Source organism: Microcoleus sp. PH2017_34_RAT_O_A, assembly GCF_020737885.1.
Lineage (GTDB): Bacteria > Cyanobacteriota > Cyanobacteriia > Cyanobacteriales > Microcoleaceae > Microcoleus.
Genome location: NZ_JAEQDD010000002.1, coordinates 14,965 through 34,891, shown reverse-complemented (window position 1 = coordinate 34,891; position 19,927 = coordinate 14,965). Strand labels below are relative to the sequence as shown.

12 protein-coding genes are annotated in these 19,927 nt (G+C 43.5%); 3 read left to right on the top strand and 9 right to left on the bottom strand.

The genetic code is table 11. From position 1 onward, the window contains the following. Nucleotides 1-1,140: 1,140 nt before the first annotated feature. On the bottom strand, nt 1,141-2,349 hold the full coding sequence (gene petH / locus JGK11_RS01930; protein ID WP_293174283.1) for a ferredoxin--NADP reductase: 1,209 nt from the start codon (nt 2,347-2,349) through the stop codon (nt 1,141-1,143). 634 nt (nt 2,350-2,983) lie between these two features. Here petH and JGK11_RS01925 point away from each other — a divergent pair. Beyond that, a complete protein-coding gene (locus JGK11_RS01925) occupies nt 2,984-3,988 on the top strand; it encodes a phosphoribulokinase (protein WP_293174286.1) in 1,005 nt (334 codons plus the stop codon). Between the two features lie 54 nt (nt 3,989-4,042). Here the strand turns inward: JGK11_RS01925 and JGK11_RS01920 are convergent, their stop codons facing one another. The 7 genes from JGK11_RS01920 to JGK11_RS01890 all read right to left on the bottom strand — a co-directional run bounded on the left by JGK11_RS01920 (nt 4,043) and on the right by JGK11_RS01890 (nt 14,676). Then, nucleotides 4,043-5,212 (bottom strand): RNA-guided endonuclease TnpB family protein, encoded by a 1,170-nt coding sequence (locus JGK11_RS01920; protein ID WP_293174389.1) that lies wholly within the window; start codon nt 5,210-5,212, stop codon nt 4,043-4,045. Nucleotides 5,213-5,644: 432 nt separating this feature from the next. Then, complete coding sequence (locus tag JGK11_RS01915; protein WP_293210376.1) at nt 5,645-8,416, bottom strand: amino acid adenylation domain-containing protein; 2,772 nt, start codon at nt 8,414-8,416, stop codon at nt 5,645-5,647. Nucleotides 8,417-8,845: 429 nt separating this feature from the next. Further along, complete coding sequence (locus JGK11_RS01910) at nt 8,846-10,048, bottom strand: restriction endonuclease (RefSeq protein ID WP_293189300.1); 1,203 nt, start codon at nt 10,046-10,048, stop codon at nt 8,846-8,848. 177 nt (nt 10,049-10,225) lie between these two features. Next, a complete protein-coding gene (locus tag JGK11_RS01905; protein WP_293189298.1) occupies nt 10,226-11,839 on the bottom strand; it encodes an AAA family ATPase in 1,614 nt (537 codons plus the stop codon). Nucleotides 11,840-11,884: 45 nt separating this feature from the next. After that, nucleotides 11,885-12,322: an ASCH domain-containing protein gene (locus tag JGK11_RS01900; protein WP_293189296.1), complete on the bottom strand. Its 438-nt coding sequence runs from the start codon at nt 12,320-12,322 to the stop codon at nt 11,885-11,887. 17 nt (nt 12,323-12,339) lie between these two features. After that, entirely contained in the window at nt 12,340-14,445 is a 2,106-nt protein-coding gene (locus tag JGK11_RS01895) for a GNAT family N-acetyltransferase (protein WP_293189294.1), read from the bottom strand. Between the two features lie 90 nt (nt 14,446-14,535). Beyond that, nucleotides 14,536-14,676: a hypothetical protein gene (locus JGK11_RS01890; RefSeq protein WP_293202694.1), complete on the bottom strand. Its 141-nt coding sequence runs from the start codon at nt 14,674-14,676 to the stop codon at nt 14,536-14,538. Between the two features lie 58 nt (nt 14,677-14,734). Between JGK11_RS01890 and JGK11_RS01885 the strand changes: the two genes are divergently transcribed. Beyond that, nucleotides 14,735-16,387, top strand: a complete 1,653-nt coding sequence (locus JGK11_RS01885; RefSeq protein WP_293174301.1) for an FAD-dependent oxidoreductase — start codon at nt 14,735-14,737, stop codon at nt 16,385-16,387. Nucleotides 16,388-16,622: 235 nt separating this feature from the next. On the opposite strand, the gene JGK11_RS01880 is transcribed toward JGK11_RS01885, so the two are convergent. Further along, entirely contained in the window at nt 16,623-17,003 is a 381-nt protein-coding gene (locus tag JGK11_RS01880; protein ID WP_293210374.1) for a GxxExxY protein, read from the bottom strand. Nucleotides 17,004-17,157: 154 nt separating this feature from the next. Between JGK11_RS01880 and JGK11_RS01875 the strand changes: the two genes are divergently transcribed. Beyond that, complete coding sequence (locus JGK11_RS01875) at nt 17,158-19,884, top strand: valine--tRNA ligase (protein WP_293210372.1); 2,727 nt, start codon at nt 17,158-17,160, stop codon at nt 19,882-19,884. The last annotated feature ends 43 nt before the right edge of the window (nt 19,885-19,927 follow it).

The following is a 19,927-nucleotide window of genomic DNA, read 5'->3' as shown; positions in this document are numbered from 1 at the left end:
GTTAAAAAATATTGAGTCAGGATAAAAGAGGTAAAAACCATGAATGATCCTCAAGGAGCCATAACGCTCTTTCGTCACTTTCATGAGAGTAAATTCTCGAAGACACGACAGCAAAGGATCTCTTCCCAAACGATCCCAACAAAGGAAGGTGTTAGAAAATCGCTCCACAAAGCCATACTAGATAAGCATTATCAAATTATGGTCATATTTTTACTGTCTGAGAGTGATGAAGGAGCGATAACAGTCCTAAATTTAGGCTATTTAGGAATACTAGGGCGTCGGTTCAGTAAAAGAAATTGACACTCCTCGGCATAGTATGTATGTTGATGTAGACCTTGGCCCGGCGTTGCATGAGGACAAAAAAATGGTTGGCGATCGCGATCTACTGTCGCCCTCATGCGAGAACCCCTACATAATACATATTTCGTTCTTTTTGTCAAAATATTCTACTGTACCGACGCTCTAGTATGAGAAATTAGGTTAAGAAATCAACAAATAAACCGACAATACGGTCGGTATTTCAGATGTTTTAAGCCGTACACTTAGTCAATCTAAATGGAGCCGAACAGGTGAGCAACTTAACAAAAAACAGGATATATTGCAATACCGTTTACTTAAGACCGCCCTGAGGGTAAAACCCTATGAGAAATAGATACGGAGATTGCTTTCCTTCGGATCGCGAAAGCTAACGTTCCTCTCTTCGGACTATTCTAAGTAAACCGTATTGGGATATATTGAATTATTTAGGAAACGTTTGCAGTGAATATTTTTTAATAGTTGAAGATGGATAAGGATGAAAATAAACCTGAGAATATAGTTGAATAAATCCCAATAATTAGCAAGGCAAAAATCATGTTGCAGGAATTGTGATATCTAATTTATGGCAAATTAGCTCAAAGATTCCACAAATGAATATATTAGGAAATATCTGTAAATTCAAAATTCTTGTATATCTCAAAAATCTGACAATAATGATACCAAAAGTAGAAAAGGTAGGCGCAGATGTTTTTCATACAGTGAATATATGAAAAACCTTAATCATCAAAGCCAGAACTGCGGAATGTGGGCTAAAAACTCTTTCTTAAAAAAATAGGGCAAGCCTAAGCCCGCCCTACAAATCAGATTAAATCACTTTACACATTAATAAGTTTCAACGTGCCAGCGATGCTCTTTCTTCAACTGTTTTTGATAGCCAGCCCAGTCAATGCCGTGCTTGCTAGATGCAGCAGACATTCCCTCATCAATGCCGCCTTCCATGCCCTTCAAACCACAGATGTAAGTGTGAGTTTTCGGCTTTTGAACCAATTCCCACAGTTGGTCTGCGTTCTCTTGAATCCGGTTTTGAATATACATCTTACCGCCGTCAGCAGTCTTTTGCTCGCGGCTGATCGCATAAGTTAAGCGGAAATTATCGGGGAATTCGCGCTGCAATTGCTCCAATTCTTCTTTATAAAGAATGTTGGGAGTGTAAGCAACTCCAAAGAACAGCCAAGCTAAACCTTTGAACTTGTAACCAGGATTATTTTCTTTAAACATCCGCCACAAATAAGCGCGGAAAGGAGCAATACCCGTACCAGTAGCCATCATAATCACGGTGGCATCTTCGTCATCGGGTAACAACATTTCTTTCCCTACCGGGCCAGTGATTTTGACATCAGCCCCAGGTTCCAAACCTGTGAGAAAAGTCGAACAAACGCCGAATACTCTTTCGCCACTTTTCGGGTCATTGTACTCCAGCCGGCGAACGCACAAAGAGACAGTTTTGTCGTCGAGGTTGTCGCCGTGACGGGTAGAGGCGATCGAGTAAAGTCGAATTTTGTGAGGTTTACCGTTTTTATCGGTTCCATCGGGAATAATCCCGATACTTTGACCTTCTAGATAGTGCAAATTGCCACCAGAAATGTCGAAAGTGACGTGACGAACTGTGCCGTCGCCGCCTTCTCTGACCATTTCTTCTGTAGAGATGCACTTACCAATATAGGGATTGGCCGGTTTGTAGAGGTTAACAGGAACCTGAACTTTTTCCTTTGCTTGAGTCATGGGCTTAGTTTTTTCTCCAGATTTCTGACTCTGTAGCCCTGCTTCTGGTGCGACTTTGCCATTAGTAGTTTCGGGAGCGCCGTTTGAGGGGCGGATGCTGACGATTTTGCCACCCATGCGAGCAATTCTGCGCATTTCCTGATTCATGCGATCGTACGGCACGGAGATAAACACGCTGCCGCTACGGCGAATCGGGTGATTTGTTTCGTCAGTTGCTTTGCTCTGACGCATACCCTCCACTTCGTAAACAAAGATGCGGCTGCCTGATTCTGAGTTGGCCGCTACACCAGATATGCTTGGGCTGTACATTTGTTGCTTGTCCTTCACGATACAGAGTTATAAAGAAAGAGAATGTGACGTTAGACTCAATTTACTTTTTTCTTAAGGCCACCTGGACTAATTTGCCCGCGCGAATCTTTGGGCATTGCCGCGCAGGCGGGAGTGTCAAGTTGAGATCGCTCTGCCTCTAATTCCCGATTAGCCGATCGCCGCCCTTGGTCTCGCCCGGCTGCATTCAGGTGTTGACCTATAGCTATTGTTGTCTGCGTACTGCCAATATTTTACCCGATCGGGGGATCTGCCCCGATAACTCGTTCTGATTTGGGGAGAGGGGGAGAGGGGGAGAGGGGAATACGGCTCAAGAAATATACAATTTAAATGCTGTCTTGCTGAAAGTAGGATTTAGCTAAATGACGTTGAGCTTGTAGGGGGCGGACGCATTCTGGTAAGATTAACCACTAAAGTTAGTATTAATTTCTTGCCTTGAAGATTGCTTGGGTCTTCCCGGACAGGCAGTCAACTGACTGCTGTATGCTGGTTAGTCCTCGATCCTCTCGGGGTAGCAAACCCGCAGAAAGCCTGCTTGTAGCTACCTGCGGGCTGAAATTTTTTGGAATCTAGACTTCAGTTACTTAGTAAACAGTGATTTTGTTAGAGGGAAACTATGACCAGTAAGCCGGATCGCGTGGTTTTAATTGGCGTTGCCGGAGACTCCGGCTGCGGAAAATCTACTTTTTTGCGCCGATTGACAGATTTGTTCGGGGAGGATTTCGTGACTGTAATCTGCCTTGACGACTATCATTGTCTCGATCGCAAGCAACGCAAGGAAACAGGGATTACCGCCCTTGACCCCAGAGCGAACAATTTTGACCTGATGGCCGAGCAAATGAAAGCGCTCAAAGAAGGTCGGGGAATAGACAAGCCGATTTACAACCACGAAACCGGTCTGCTCGATCCTCCTGAGCGGGTAGAGCCGAATCACGTGATTGTGATTGAGGGGTTGCACCCCCTTTACGACGAGCGAGTGAGAAATCTCATCGACTTCAGCGTCTACCTCGACATCAGCGACGAAGTAAAAATTGCTTGGAAAATCCAGCGCGACATGGCGGAACGGGGCCACCGTTACGAAGACGTGCTGTTTGCGATCAATGCTCGCAAACCAGATTTCACAGCGTACATCGACCCACAAAAGCAATATGCTGACGTGGTAATTCAAGTATTGCCGACTAACTTGATCAAAGATGACAAAGAACGGAAGGTTCTGCGCGTCCAAATGATCCAGCGCGAAGGTATCGCCAACTTTGAACCTGCGTATTTGTTTGACGAAGGTTCGACAATTAACTGGATTCCTTGCGGCCGCAAACTGACTTGTTCCTATCCCGGAATTAAGATGTACTACGGCCCAGATGCTTTCTACGGCCACGAAGTCTCGATTTTGGAAGTAGACGGTCAGTTCGAGAATCTCGAAGAAGTGATTTACATCGAAAGCCACTTGAGCAAGACTTCTGCGAAATACGAAGGCGAGTTGACTCACCTGTTACTCCAACACCGCGAATATCCTGGTTCCAACAATGGAACTGGTTTATTCCAAGTATTGGTGGGATTGAAGATGCGGGCGACTTACGAAAAGTTGACTGCAAAAGAATCAAAAGTTGCTGTTAGTGTTTAGAACTCTGACTTGACATCCACCCCGACCTGAAGGTGCGGGGATTCCCAATCATCGCTAATTGGGTTTCTGCTTCATAGCACCAGCCTTCCGAGACTTACTCTCTTCGGGTCTTACAGTTGCTCCGCAGACTGAAACGGCTAGCCCAGCCGCCAAAATGTTCTTTGCAGCATTGATGTCACGATCGTGGTTTGTCCCGCACTTGGGACACTCCCACTCGCGAATATTCAACGGCAATTTCTCAACAATGTGACCGCAGTTTCCACAGCGCTTAGAGCTGGGAAACCAGCGGTCTATTTTTATTAATTCACGCCCGTACCAATCGCATTTGTAACTTAGCTGGCGAATCAATTCACCCCAACTAGCATCGCTGATGGCAAGAGCTAACTTATGGTTTTTCACCATATTCTTGACAGCCAAATCCTCAACTACAATCGTTTGGTTTTCACGAACGAGTTGAGTCGTTAGCTTGTGCAAGAAATCTTTACGCACATCGACTATCTGTGCGTGGACTTTTGCCACCTGTCTCCGGGCTTTTTCCCGATTGTTGCTTCCCTTTTGCTTGCGTGCTAACGTTTTTTGCTTTCTTTTTAACTTTTTGCGAAGTCTCTTAAAGTGTTTGGGATTGGCGATTTTATCGCCGTCGCTAGTAGCAATCAAACTCGTAATCCCCACATCCAATCCGATAGTTTTATCTGTTTTTGGAAATGGTTGGATTTTATAGTCGTCTACTAATATGGATACAAACCAAAGCCCAGCAGGCGTTAATTTCACTGTAATCGTAGACGGAATGCACCCTTGGGGAATTTGTTTGCTCCAGCGGATAGGTAGTGGCTCGTTACATTTAGCCAAAAATACCTGTCCGTTTTTCCAGCGGAAGGCAGATTTGGTAAATTCAGCACTGCCACCGTTATGCTTTTTCTTGAAATTAGGATATTTGGCTCGTCCTGCAAAGAAGTTGGTGAACGCTGTCTGAAGGTGGCGCAAGCCTTGTTGAAGAGGTACGCAGCTAACTTCATTCAAGAAATCAAGTTCTTCCTCTTTCTTCCAGTTCGTCAGCATAGAGGAAGTTTCGCTGTAGCCAACTCTTTCTTGGCGTTCGTACCAAGATTCCGTGCGGTAAGTCAAAGCCTTGTTGTACACTAGCCGGGTACAGCCCATTGTCCGTCGCAAGAGGTTTTCTTGCTCGCTGGTGGGATAGAATCGGTAGCGATAGGCTTTTTCCATATCTTCACAGCCTAACACGTCTTTTGTGATATTAGCTCTGTGTTGTATGTTTTTGTAAAGCCGTCGAGCGAAGGACGGGGTTTCCACCCACTTTTTTTGATGAAAGATTTGAGAGGCGCGAGTGCGCCTCTTTTTTTTGTGGGTGAAATGAACGGCAGATGGTGATATTGGCACAGCGAATAATTAAGGCGTAATACGGTTCATTTAAGAACTATCTGACTTTTTAAAAATGCCTGTATTGCCTATGAAATCGTGAGACGAAATTCGTAAAAAATCTTTAAGCCAAGCCTATTGAGTTAGGGTAGAGTATTTGGCAATAGAGAGTTTAAAAATGTTTTTCCGGCTTGATTGAGGGAAGTTCTACTTTTTTGAATTATCTAATTTGATGCAACCCTGTGTGAATATCGATTAAGAATGCCAAAAACTTTACTGCTACACCATTACCTCCTCCAGTAATAGCTTCATTCGATTGCCGATCGCCCCGACATTGGGTTCCAGTAAAATACTGAGATGGTCTCCAGGTACATCGTAAATGGTCAGACCGTCTTTGAGATAAGGTTTCCAGCCTAGATCCGGATCGAGACTGACACTTACGCCATCTTGAGAATCCTGTGCTCGAAACATCACTACTTTGCCAGCATAGGGTTTTGGCGCGTAAGCTCGTTCTGCCAGATCAATTATCTTCTCTCTGATCAAATAGTCGGTGGTGTAAGACATTGACTCTGTAGGTTCTTTCACCTTGTTGTCTCGCCCGATCGTCTTGCGGGCCAGCATTGTCATTCCGTCTGTAACTGTCGTTATTTTATCGACGACACTACTGACGATGTAACCTACGCCCTGCTTAGCAATTTTTTGGACATGGAAGCGCAGCCGCTGCTGAATGGGTAGGGGCTTGTAGGCAGAGGGCAACATGGAATCAAACATCACCAATAACGCTGTTTCCTGTCCTTTAGCTGCCAATTTTTGAGCAACCTCAAAAGCAACAATACCTCCAAATGACAAACCACCCAAATAATAGGGGCCTTCTGGTTGCACCTTCACGAGTTCATTGATGTAATAGTCTGCGATCGCCTCAACCTGATTGACTGGCCCGTGCACGCCATCTTTAACAACAGCAATTAAGCCATATATCGGCTGATCTAGCCCTAAATATGGAATTAACGGATGATAAATAGACACTCCTTCAAACAGAAAGAGTGGTGGCTGAGAACCTTTCGGTTGAATCTCGACAAGGGAAAGGCTTTGGTTGGGGATATCGCCTTGACGTAGAATCTGGGATAGTTGCTTGATGGTTGGGGCTTGGAAGATAATCGATAGTGGGACTTTCTGCTGGAACTTTTGGTCAATTTTGTCAGCTAAGCGAGCGGCTAACAGGGATGTACCGCCTAAATCCATGAAATTATCCGTAGTGCCGATCGGCTTAATATTGAGTATCTGCTCCCAAATTTGAACAAGTTGAGCTTCTAGTCCATCAATAGGCAACACAACTTCACTATTTGTAACCAGATCGGCAACCTGAGGTTCTGGAAACCCACGGCGATCGACCTTACCATTGGGCGTCATCGGGAAAGAGTCCATCACTACAACCGCTGCCGGAATCATGTATGCCGGTAGTTTGGTTTGTAGAAAACTACGCAATTCAGACACCTGAATTGGTTGTCCGGGCTTCGGAATGATATATGCCACTAAGCGCTTTTCACCGGGTACATCTTCCCGTGCCAAAACTATACCTTGCTGCACAGATGGGTACTGTTCCAAATAGGTTTCAATCTCTAGTAACTCAATCCGAAAACCTCGAATTTTTACTTGAAAATCGATGCGACCAATAAACTCCAACGTTCCATTGGGTAAATAGCGGCAAGTATCCCCTGTTATGTAAAGTTTGTCTCCAGGTCGATCGCTAAATGGATTAGCAATAAACTTACTTGCAGTGCGTTCTGCCAAGTTGAGATATCCCCTCGCAACCCCTGGGCCGCCAATATACAGTTCTCCAATGTCGCCATCGGGCACAGGATTTAGGTTTTCATCCAGAATGTAAATTTGGCTGTTGGGAAGGGGACGACCGATCGGAATGTCTGCTTCACTACTGAGATCGTAGCCTTCAGCGATCGGGTCAAAAATGGTGGCCGTCACTGTAGTTTCAGTCGGCCCGTAGGTATTGAGCCAACGAGGATATTCCCCAACCAATTGTCGCCATTCAGCATACAGAGCGCGAGAGGCTTTTTCTCCGCCCACAATCACCAATCTCACATCTGGGGACATAGGAACACCTAGCAATGAGAGTCCGCTGACGAGACCATGCCAAAAAGCAGTTGGCAAGTCCAGAATAGTAATGCGTTCTTGCTCAATAAATTCGAGGAATTGGCGAGTAGAGCTAATACAGTCTTCAGTTCGCAGCACGATTGTTGCACCACTTACCAAGGATGGAAAAACTTCCTCAATGATGATGTCAAAGCTCATGCTAGAGAATTGCAGTACCCGATCGCCCAATCCAAGATTAAATGCTTGTGCGATCGCCTTGCTGTGGTGAACAATGCCCCGGTGAGTAATCATTACACCCTTGGGATTTCCCGTCGAACCAGAGGTGTAAATAACGTAAGCCAAATGCTCGGGCGTTGTCAGCAGAGACAAATTTTCAGTGCTGTATGGCGCCATATCGTGCCAGTCTGTATCTGGACAAATCACGCGAGCATTGTGTTCGGGCAAAAATTTAACCAGATCCTGTTGAATCAAAATGAATCGCACAGCGGCGTCTCGTAACTTGTACGCTCGACGTTCGTGGGGATAGGCTGGGTCGATCGGCACATAGGCCGCCCCAGCCTTCATCACCCCCAAAAAGCAAATCACCATTTCCATGCAGCGATTCATAGAGATAGCAATCAGTTCATCCGGTTGCACTCCTAGTGCTTGGAGGTAATGGGCGAGCTGGTTTGCGCGTTGATTTAAGGCATCATAGGTTAATTCTTGCCCTTGAAATGAAAGGGCGATCGCATCAGGAGTCTCCTTAACCTGTGCTTCAAACCATTGATGGATACTCACATAGTCAGATGGAGTTCGATCGACTTGAGAGTCCTCGACAGAGGAAATATCCTGACTATGTAATGGAAGATCGACACAGACATCGTGGGTAGTTTTTAGTGCATCAGTTTCCTGGTTGGGTAAGTACCCATCACGACTCGTCAAAACATCTTGAGAATTCATCATATTTTTGATTTAAGTAGAGTGAGGGAGATTAAGAGAGGCACCCTAGGGAAAATTCCTTATCGCGCATTGATCCAGATCACAGCTTTTTGTGGATTGCTTATTTAGCAGTCTCGAAACTGTCACATTGCAGTAATAATACGTATATGACGGCGCGAATCAATGTGCTTTTGGGGAACGGAAGTTGTTTCTGGATAATTACTTTTTGTCCTGTTTTAATTATACGGCTTATTAATTGATCTGGTCTAGATCAAGACTGTTTTGGCAATCATCTCATTGGCGATCGGGGGCGATCGGGAGCGATCGCAGTAAACAAGCAAAGCACTTTAGCTACCTTACTCCTTCAGTAGAGCTAAACTGCTTTGCCTGTAAGTATTTCAGCTATTTACATTTTTTTGTATGCCTTAAAAATTTGTACCTTTACTTAAGTTGTCACCAATAGGAGACGGTGCTTGGAAGTAGAGAGGTTAAGAATATTTGTCCGGCTTCATTGAGATCGTCATTTAGGGAAAAGTTTAGACTGCGAACTCGCAGATCGCCATTTTTTATGTCTAGTGGCTGTTTGAGGTGTTCCGGGTAGATAAGAATTGCATTTTTACACTTTAGTGCATTTGCGTAGGCAACTATTTGATGGCGGTCTCCACTGTCTGCTCGATCGGGAGCTTTGTATTTGGTATCGAGGACGTATTGGACTTTACCTGTTTCTATATCGCACAGCAGTAAGTCAATGCGATCGGAGTAATTTTGGTCATGTGTGACCGTGTGTTTTTTCTTGACAAAGAAGCCTTTTGGTGTATTAGCCTTGAGCCATTCAGCGACAAACTGTTCATATAAACTAGCCATGTTGATCAGAAAAGGGAGCATTTCGCGATCGCCCATTTCGTGACTGGGCCCTGTGTTATCTAAAAAAAACCGACAGAGGGCGTGTAAAAGTTGATAATCTTGATTAAGACGGTGATAAGTGCGATCGATACAAGCTTCTGGTTTAAAAGATGTTAGAGTAACAAATCCTTGGAGTGCGTGAAAAGCTTTTCGCACCCTCGATGAGACAGATTCGCGGCACAAACCGCTACGGCCAATAATGAAAAGTGTCCAAGCCAGAATTTGATTATCTTCGATATCGCCTGTTTGTTCGTTATAGTGACATTTTAGTTTAACCTCCCAAGGTTTTTGCACAGCTTCCCGGACATCGATGCGACCGCGAATATAGGAAAGTTTTTCTATTTTTGGTAAGTAATCGCGATATAATCCTTTGCGACAGCGTTCGAGAATTTTCAGCGCCAGGATGTTAGCTAATCGTTCATATACTTGTTTCAAAGATTCGCACTCAATCTGTCCTTTCGGAAAACTTATCTTAAGTTCGTAGGCATACTCAAGCATTCCGAATAAATTTGCGATCGGAACTTTGGGTTTGATCACAATGTGAAATTGTGGAGTAATTGGAATATTGCCAACTCGGCCTTGAGACTTTAATTGCCATTTATATTTTGTTTTAGGGTTGGGAAATTCAATATCTATTTCCTTAGCATAATTATGGTAGATTTTCTCTCCTACTGATTGGGGGATTGCATCTCGCTCAAAGGTCGCTAATTGATATTCTGTGAGTTCGATAATTTGGGGTGATTCTCGTTTCATAGAAATACGGTTCAGTCAGTAGTTGTCATTGCGAGGAACGTTAGCGAAGCGATCCGTAGGAAAGCAATCGCAGTATCTATTGTTCACACAGTTTTCCCTCTAGGACTCTCTTAAGTCAATCACATTGTTTCATAGATGCTGTAACGGCATATTTTTGGTAATGGTAGCGTTAGATGCTCAATTGCTCAATTTGTCTTTGATTTTATCCCAGAGAAATTCATCCATTTTTGCCTGGTCATCAAAAAAGTATTCTTCGAGATATGGCTCAATTTCCATTTGCCAAATATCTTGGATATCTTCAGCTAAGGTTTTTGTCAAAAAGAAGGAGATGCCTAATTCATAATGTTTGTTGTTAATTGCCCGATTGACATTTTCTAGAATCCTAGTTAATTGATCGACTGGGAAAACCGTTTTCTCTCTCTGGTGATACTGTCGCAGGACTTCATAGTTGGGATAGATGGGAATGAATGCAAAACGGCGGCGGAGTGCGTTATCGACTAAGGCAATAGAGCGGTCTGCGGTGTTCATTGTGCCGATGATGCGGACATTTGTCGGGATTCTGAATTTTTGACCGCTGGCTAGTGTAATAAAGCGTTTTGTATCTTGTCGGTCATCTAGGAGATACATTAACTCGCCAAAGACTTGAGATAAATTTGCGCGATTAATTTCATCAATAATCAGAACACAAGTGTCTTCACAGACTTCGGCTTTTTCGCAAAATTCAAGGAATCTACCGGGAACTATTGGATAAGTTAATTGCCCATCTTGACTTTGTGGGCGAAGGCCTTGAATAAAGTCTTCATAAGTATAAGCTGGATGAAATTGGATCGTGTCTGAGAAACCGTCACCGCCGCCGATTAAGTGTTGGGCAAGTTTTTGCGCGAGGAAGGTTTTTCCAGTGCCGGGCGGGCCTTGGATGATGGTTTGACCTTTGCGGTTAATGGTGTGTATCCATTGGGCTAGTTGGGTTTCGGTGAAGCCAGTTTCTTCGGCACATTGGTTCAAAAGATATTCTGGTTGCAACTTTACTTCTTCTACAGCGTATTTAAACATAATTTCCTCATCTACCAGTGGCACTTCGTTACTAGGAAAGTCATATTTTTTTATCTCGACAAGCCAGTGGCAGAACATATCAAATAGATCGTCATCTCGAATAGAGGGAGCGCCATTTTGGTGCATTTCTTTAGTTAATTCTTCAATGAGCTCGCGTCCGGTGAAGTTAGCAGATGAGTAGTCTATTAGCTTTTTGCTATACGAAGTATTGGCGAAATAGTTAATCACCTGTATTGACTTGTCATTAATCGCAAGAAAGTCATCGGGATGGAGAGCATTCAGGATAGGTGTTAACATTCCTATCTCGCCGAATAAGGAGGCTGGCATTTCTTCGGAAAAGTTTCTACAGGCAGAAGATAGTTGACTCGGATCGTCGTTACAACAGCAGACTAAATAGATAATTAATTGGGCAATTCTTACTGGTGTTATTAATGACAAATTTTTATACAATTTTGAATTCCATAATAACCCTTGTGTTATGCACGGATTAATATGAACCCAGGCTCCTCTTTGTCGATTAGCAGGAGAGTCTTGGTAAGGTAGAAGTTGCAAGATTACGGATTCAGTCACATCCTCTCCAGACTCAGCAGCAGAAGCGATCGCTTCAAAATTTCTACGTCCCTGCTGACGCTGCTCCTCGTAAGCCACCCTATGACGTAACCCATCTGGAGTGTAGGGATATGAACTGACAAATTCCTGAAATAGCCTGACAAACTCAGCTTTTTTTTTCGCTAGCATACTGCTCTTGCCAACTATTGATTAATAAATTATTGTAGTAAATATTTATCTCGAACATTCTCCTAGAGAATAGACTATTCTCAACTGTTTATCGGTGATGTAACGATAACTTTGTGGTGGTTTAAGCTCAGGCAACTTTTTTCTTAAACGGTGTAAGTCTACTGGTTGGCTAAACCTGTGAATATCTTTAAGAAAAATTCCAATACCTGTTTTTGTACCTTGATAATAATCATAAAATTTTTCAGATGAAATGCCCGCTTTATCTTCAACTTCCTCCCAAAGTTCCGCAATTGGTTTTTCTATGATAGTATCCACTTTGAATGAACCGAATACAGCTTTAGTCGGGGAAGAAATGTAAATTAATACCAAATCGCCTTCGTTCAATAATCGAGGGCGGACGCGCCGCAATTCAACAGTCTTATTGCTATCAAATATTTTGTTGGCATATTCCGGTCGAATAGATAATAGCAAGATACTTGACATGGGTTACACTCCTTTATTTATGTCGCGGTTCCTTCATTATATATGATACCGAATTGTTCCTTTGAAATCTTAAATAAACTTTGAACGGTTGTTTTATTTTCAAGTATTTCCCGAAGCCTATTTAATGTCAGTCGTTTAGTAAAAATCTTGGTATAGCTAAATCTGATAGCCATAATATCTTCATCTGGTTTGTCTCTTGCTAGATTCATTAAATCTTTTAACCCATATACACCTAAGTGGCGGAACTGTCTATATAGTTTTTCAGGTTTGTCTATGATAACTTCATCTAACCTAGAACAAGCTTTAACCTCTTGTGTCCCAGTAAATGCTCTGTCGGAGCTAACATACCATAAAATTCTACCAATAACACCAGGTTTTAGACCGCCATTATTTCCCTTATAGTACACCAGTTCGCGTCTGAGTGCTAGATCAGTTTGAGATTCAAAGAGGCAGAGGCACTGGTTAGCCAAGTGTTCATCAAACAAATCTTTTGCCCATCTGGGTTGAATAGGAATAATGAATGTAGGCAAGTCAGCATTAATAACTTTAGCAGGCCAAAGGTGACGTTCTATCTCCGATATAGTCTTTATATCTTGAGTTGATTCGCTGATAGTAAGAGTTTCTGCGAGCTGAATGCAAAAATGATATTCTGGTTCCATATTACCTAATTCGGCAAGGTACTTAGATAGTTCTGTTGATGTTTTTGCAACAGCAAGATTCGCCTTTAAATACCCATTATTAACTCGAACAAAAGCATCTTCTTGAATAGCTTGTAAAACAGTTTCTTCCAGATATGGGTCAATAATTCTGGTAAATTGTCGCTTTTCATCGGCTGAGAGTGATATAGAATAGAAAATCAAATACCGTGCCAGCGTAGCCGCTATAGCGCCTGGACGAACTCGCATGATTTTCACTTTTAGTTCGTAAGTTTGGTGTCGATCAAAAACAATTAAAGCAAGGGGTGTATTTTCATTTTCTAAAAAAACATAACATTGAAATTTATCTGGATTAGCAATAAGGTGGCGCAGCCGTTGTTTAAATTCTCCCTCTGTTTCGCCCTTTTCACTAGCATGAAAACTATCAATTAATCGAAATTGTTCAAATTTTTGGATGAGTTTCATCTTTATAGATGTACCTGCCAAGCGAACAGGTTGATATTCAACATTTCTGCGAATATCATCGAATTTTAAAATTAAATTAGTTGGGCTAATTACTTCCAGTGTAAATTTCTTATAAATCTCATCAGCTAAATTCAAAATTTTTATGTTGCGAGTTACAAATACCGGAGAATCAGAAGCAATAGTTATAGCTAATTGATTTATTGTACCTTGGTCGAAAGTTATAGATTGGCCGACCAACAGTTGAGCGATAGAATATAAAATACCTTCAAGTCTAGTTTTGTCATACAACAACTGAGTAAAACTATTAGCGAGGTAACGTTTGCTATCTCTTAATTTAGCATCATCTATTCTGTTGATTGATTTGAAAATTTCATCAGTGATGCACAACTCCAAGTCATCCTGCAACCAATCAGCGAGTAGAGAGTCGGATTCTGTAGTTTTAAGCTCTTCATTTCCGTGCAATTCCAAGAAAACGCTTGTGTCGATGACTGCACAAAGTTTAGATTCAAGCTTCTGATTAGCAGCATAAGAAAATATTGTAGGATGATTGTGTTCTAGCCACCAAATTGTAAGAAGTTTACCATCCTTACTTTTGCCTGTCTTTTCATCTAAGGGAACAAAGCCTAATTTATACCACATCCCGTCTATTCCATAGTCTCGGCGGCATTTAAGCTCAATCCTATAAAAATCCTGAGTTTTTTGACTTAAGTAATTGACTAGCTTTTTAGCAACATCTTTGCCACGCCATGAGGGAGCGATGCAGAGATGAACAATAACAATTGCGTGTTTTCGGATCACCTTCCGGTATAGCAGATAACCAATACAATTTTTATCGGGATCAATAGCCACAAGAATCGTGCGCTTGATTGCATATTCTGTAAAAGCATCTCTTGGTAACAAGCCAAGAGTTTTTTTATTGGCATCGCTTAATGCTATAACGGTTTGTAAATGAGGGGATCTATGATCGATTGCTTCGATCGTTATCTGTATATTTTTTGTCATTTTGTTACGGTTCCCTCTATTTCATAACGTAGTTGCATGATTAGACACTATTGAGCAAACTCACGATCGCCCTTTTATGCCTACCACGTATCAGATTACCAGTAAATTGGGGAGTGAGAGAGTCAAAAGTGCGATCGCCTCCACCGCCGCCACTTGCCTTCTCAAACCACAAGCGCGCAGCCAAACAAATGCGAAACTTGTGCCAAACTTACTGAAAAGTGTTATATTCAACTCCGTAAACCCTGAACAGCGCTTTCAGGTATGCCAAAATTATCAACGAGTCAACTAAATGCCCTTTACTTTCAAGAAATTAGCCGCCATTGCAATCTTCTTCGTAGCCGTAAAAATTTTAGTTGACTCTGGGCACTTCCAACAAGCCGCCAATGACATCACACACAGAAACCCAGCCAGCGCCACATCAGATACCGAAACTATCCGGCAAAAATCCAGCAGCCCGCCCCCAGCAGAACCCCACAAATCACCGGATCAAAAGTTTGATGTAGTAGTATATGGCGATGAAGTGCCGGGGATATGTGCGGCTATATGGGCAAAAAAGACTTTAGGTGAAAAGGGTAAAGTTGCTGTTGTGCGATCGAACTACGCAACTGCTCTTTTGGGCGGCGTACTCACCCGCGGCGGTTTAGGTTACGTCGATTTAGATAAAATCCCCGACTGGTACCGCCAACCCTACGCCCAATGTTTCCGGGAATTCCTAGACAAAGCGAATGTTCCTGAATCTTGCTTGGAACCAAAAACCGCTGATAAAGCTCTGAGAGAGATGCTTTCGGAAGCCGGAGTTAAACTTATTTCCCACTCAACTCTGACTCCTCACGTAGTTGATAAAAAAATAGAATATGCCGAAGTCAAAGAGAGCAATATTAAAATTCAAGCTAACTCTTTTATTGACGTAACTCAAGACGCGGAACTGGCAAGAAAAGCCGGATTATCTTATTATACAGGATATGAATCGCAAAATATTAAATCCAAAAATGAAACTTTAGCAGTATCTGTAGTGCCGACAATTACGGGGCTAACGATGGCAGACTTCCGCAAAATAGAAGATGACATTCTCTACGACACGCCTTTAGTCGAAAAAATCAAAGCAAGCATTACCAAATATAAAGATCCGGCGAGTACAGAATTCTGGATGAGGAATTTCTTGAGTCCGATTTATCAGGCATATCGAGACGGCTACAACATCAGAAGCGTAGCCCTAGGTGCGGCATATCACGTAGACAGGAACTTGCCCTTTACTCAAGATAAAGGATTCTTCTTTGACAAAGCCAATGTTTGCGTTTATAAAGATAATTCGCTGTCGTGGAACGGGTTTTTATTTAAATATCAAGTTGATGAATTGATGAAGATGGAAGCTAACGGCAGAAAACCGAATGCTGAGATGGTGAAAGAAATGTCACATCTCCAAGAATGGCTGCAAAAAAAATCTGGTAAAGATGTGAGAGTATTTATCCCGGAAGAGATTTATATCAGACAAACTTTGAATGTTCGGGATGTGGTGGCGCCGCTAAGTGGGAAAGAGATTATCAAAGGAGGAACAGAGCCCTCCAAGTCGATCGGCAGTTTTTCCTATGATTTCGACTTGCGGGGGGGAGTCAAGGATTTGGAATCGAGAATTCCGCCGCTGCCGACCTATAATTTTGGGATAGAGAGCGCTTTGGCGAGTAAAGTGAGTAATTTGGCGATCGTAGGGCGATCGTCCGGTTATGTCGGGATGGCGGTATCAGTCGGGCGAATTGCGACGGTGAATATTTATCAAGGACAAGGCGTGGGCGTGGCGGCGGGTTTGGCTAGCAAGTTGGGAGTGCCGCTAAATACGATTACTTCGAGTAAAACAAGGGAAACTTTGGAGACTTTAACGGGGAAAACTACTTATTTGTCGGGGAGAGATACGAGTTATGGCGTGGATTATAAAGAGGTGAAATAAATCTTAAGAGGATTTTACCACAGAGAGCGCAGAGAGCGCAGAGAGGGAAGGGATGAGAGGTTTTTTTACGACATCAAAAACCCTCGGAACACTCTTCCCTCTGCGTCCTCTGCGCCCTCTGCGGTTAAAAACTCTTCTCTGGATGCGTGGATTATAAAGAAGTGAAATAAATCTTAAGAGGATTTTACCACAGAGAGCGCAGAGAGCGCAGAGAGGGAAGGGATGAGAGGTTTTTTTACGATAGGATGATACGGCGGATTCCTTCTTTTAAAAAGCGGACATTGAAGTTGATGAGAAGGGCGAGAGGATGACCTGTCATTTTGAGGTAGGATATAACTTGAGCTTCATGGATAGGAAGTATAGTTTGGACTGACTTTAATTCCACAATGAGAGTGTTGGCAACCAGCATATCGTATCTGCCTTCCCCAACGACAACACCCTTGTAAAATACATTCACTGTCGGTTGAGGGTCAAAAGGAATTCCCCGGAGAGCGAGTTCTTCACGCAACGAATTCTCATATACCGCTTCCAAAAACCCCGGCCCCAACTCCTTGTGAACCTCCATCGCCGCCCCAATCACAGCATAAGTCAACTCATTCAGATTCTCTTCCAACACTCTTCTATCCTCTTCTCAAACCAATATCAAAATAATAACCCAAAACCCTCGCAACACTCTTCCCTCTGCGCCCTCTGCGCCCTCTGCGGTTAAAAACTCTTCTCTTCCCCCCGCTATGGCACAATCATAAATAAGATCAAACCTTCAAGCCACCATGACCGGAAACCTACCACCCCAATACGACCCCAAAGCCACCGAAACCAAATGGCAAAAATACTGGGAAGACAACCAAACCTTCAAAGCTGACCCAGAAGGCGGCGGCGAACCCTACTGCGTCGTCATTCCGCCGCCCAACGTGACCGGCAGCCTCCACATGGGACACGCCTTTGAAGAAACCCTAATTGATGTCCTCGTCCGCTATCACCGCATGACTGGACGCAATACCCTGTGGTTGCCGGGAACGGATCATGCTAGTATCGCAGTTCAAACTATTCTCGAAAAACAACTCAAAGCACAAGGCAAAACTCGCCACGATTTAGGTCGAGAAAAATTCCTAGAACGGGCTTGGGAATGGAAAGCTGAGTCTGGCAATACTATTACTAATCAATTACGCAGTTTGGGCGTGTCTGTCGATTGGTCGCGGGAACGCTTTACGATGGATGAAGGCTTATCCGCTGCGGTTTTAGAAGCTTTTGTCCGCCTCTACGATGAGGGGCTGATTTATCGCGGCAATTACTTGGTGAATTGGTGTCCGGCGAGTCAGTCTGCTGTGTCTGATTTGGAGGTTGACCAGCAGGAAGTTGAGGGGCATTTGTGGCATTTCCGCTATCCTTTGACGGATGGTTCGGGTTATTTGGAGGTGGCGACGACTCGGCCGGAGACGATGTTGGGCGATACTGGCGTTGCTGTGAATCCAGAGGACGATCGCTATAAGCATCTTATCGGTAAAACTGTCACTTTGCCAATTATAAATCGCGAAATTCCAATTTTTGCCGATGAATTAGTTGACGCGACTTTCGGAACAGGTTGTGTCAAGGTGACTCCCGCCCACGATCTGAATGACTTTGAGATGGGTAAGCGCCACAATTTGCCGTTTATCAATATCATGAATAAAGACGGCACTTTAAATGAAAATGCCGGAGAGTTCCAGGGACAAGACCGATTTGTTGCCCGCAAGAATGTGATAAAGCGGTTAGAAACAGACGGAGTTTTGGTAAAAATTGAAGATTACAAACATACAGTTCCCTACAGCGAACGCGGCAAAGTTCCTGTCGAACCGTTGCTATCTACTCAATGGTTTGTGAAAATCGATCCTCTGTCTCAGCGCGCTTTGGAAGCCTTAGATCAAAATAATTCACCTGTCTTTGTTCCTGAAAGATGGACAAAGGTTTATCGCGATTGGTTGGTGAAGCTAAAAGATTGGTGTATCTCCAGACAATTGTGGTGGGGACATCAAATCCCGGCTTGGTATGCTGTTAGCGAAACTCACGGCGAGATTACTGATACAACGCCGTTTGTGGTGGCGAAAACTGAAGCTGAGGCGAGGGAAAAAGCGGAGGCTAAGTTTGGCACAGATGTCCAGCTAGTAAGAGATCCAGATGTATTGGATACTTGGTTTTCGTCGGGGTTGTGGCCTTTTTCAACTCTGGGCTGGCCGGATGAAACTAAGGATTTGGATTTTTACTATCCGACAACTACTTTGGTGACTGGTTTTGATATCATCTTTTTCTGGGTTGCTAGAATGACGATGATGGCTGGACATTTTACGGGAAAGATGCCTTTTGAGACTGTTTACATTCACGGTTTGGTGTTGGATGAAAACGGCCACAAAATGTCTAAGAGTAAAAACAATGGTATTGACCCGCTGCTGTTGATTGCGAAGTACGGGACTGATGCTTTGCGCTACACTTTGGTTAAGGAAGTGATTGGGGCCGGGCAGAATATTCGCATGGAGTACGATCGCAAAACTGATGAATCTAAATCAGTTGAGACTTCCCGGAATTTCACGAATAAGTTGTGGAATGCCGCCCGGTTTGTGATGATGAATCTGGAAGGACAGACGCCGCAGCAGTTGGGAAGTCCTACTGTGGAAGGTACTGGTTTGGAATTGTGCGATCGCTGGATTCTTTCTCGCTATTATCAAGTTGTGCAAGAAAGTCGCACTTGTTTAGAAAATTACGGTTTGGGAGAAGCAGCGAAGGGGCTTTACGAATTTATTTGGGGCGATTTTTGCGACTGGTATATTGAGTTAGTCAAGTCTCGCTTGCAGCAGGATGCTGAACCAAATTCTAAGAAAGTTGCACAGCAAACTTTTGCTTTTGTTTTGGAAGGCATTCTGAAATTGCTGCATCCTTTTATGCCGCACATTACTGAGGAAATTTGGCACACTCTGACTCAAACGGGTGATGGTGATTGTTTGGCTTTGCAAGCTTATCCTGAAGCGGAGACATCGCTAATCGATCCAGAATTAGAACAGCAGTTTGAGTTGTTGTTCGGGACAATTCGCACTATTCGCAATTTGCGGGCTGATTCGGATATCAAACCCAGTGTGAAGGTGACGGCGATTTTGCAAAGCGAAAATGAAAAGGAACGCCAAATTCTCTTGGATGGAGGCGTTTACATTCAGGATTTGGCGAAAGTCGAAAATCTGACGGTGACAGCTAGTTTAGATGCAGATTTGGGACAGACAATTGCTGGGGTTGTTGGTACTGTCCAAGTCTTGATTCCTTTGGCTGGTGTGGTCGATTTAGCGGCTTTGCGCGGTAAGTTGGAGAAGAAACTGGCCAAGGTGGAAGCTGAAATTAAGCATACGGCGGCGCGTTTGACTAATCAGAAGTTTGTGGATAAGGCTACTCCTGATGTGGTTCAGGGCGCGAGGGATGCTTTGGCGGAATCGGAAAAACAAGCTGAGATTTTGCGCGATCGGCTAAAGTTGTTTTAAGGAGTCATTAGTCAGTTGGCAGTTGGCAGTTGACAGTAGTGGC

Excerpts from the sequence above, each read along its gene's own strand:
- JGK11_RS01905 (WP_293189298.1), bottom strand. The coding sequence starts at position 11,839 with ATGCTAGCGAAAAAAAAAGCTGAGTTTGTCAGGCTATTTCAGGAATTT.
- JGK11_RS01915 (WP_293210376.1), bottom strand. The coding sequence starts at position 8,416 with ATGATGAATTCTCAAGATGTTTTGACGAGTCGTGATGGGTACTTACCC.
- JGK11_RS01885 (WP_293174301.1), top strand. The coding sequence starts at position 14,735 with ATGCCCTTTACTTTCAAGAAATTAGCCGCCATTGCAATCTTCTTCGTA.
- JGK11_RS01895 (WP_293189294.1), bottom strand. The coding sequence starts at position 14,445 with ATGACAAAAAATATACAGATAACGATCGAAGCAATCGATCATAGATCC.
- petH (WP_293174283.1), bottom strand. The coding sequence starts at position 2,349 with ATGTACAGCCCAAGCATATCTGGTGTAGCGGCCAACTCAGAATCAGGC.
- JGK11_RS01920 (WP_293174389.1), bottom strand. The coding sequence starts at position 5,212 with ATGGAAAAAGCCTATCGCTACCGATTCTATCCCACCAGCGAGCAAGAA.
- JGK11_RS01910 (WP_293189300.1), bottom strand. The coding sequence starts at position 10,048 with ATGAAACGAGAATCACCCCAAATTATCGAACTCACAGAATATCAATTA.
- JGK11_RS01925 (WP_293174286.1), top strand. The coding sequence starts at position 2,984 with ATGACCAGTAAGCCGGATCGCGTGGTTTTAATTGGCGTTGCCGGAGAC.
- JGK11_RS01875 (WP_293210372.1), top strand. The coding sequence starts at position 17,158 with ATGACCGGAAACCTACCACCCCAATACGACCCCAAAGCCACCGAAACC.
- JGK11_RS01900 (WP_293189296.1), bottom strand. The coding sequence starts at position 12,322 with ATGTCAAGTATCTTGCTATTATCTATTCGACCGGAATATGCCAACAAA.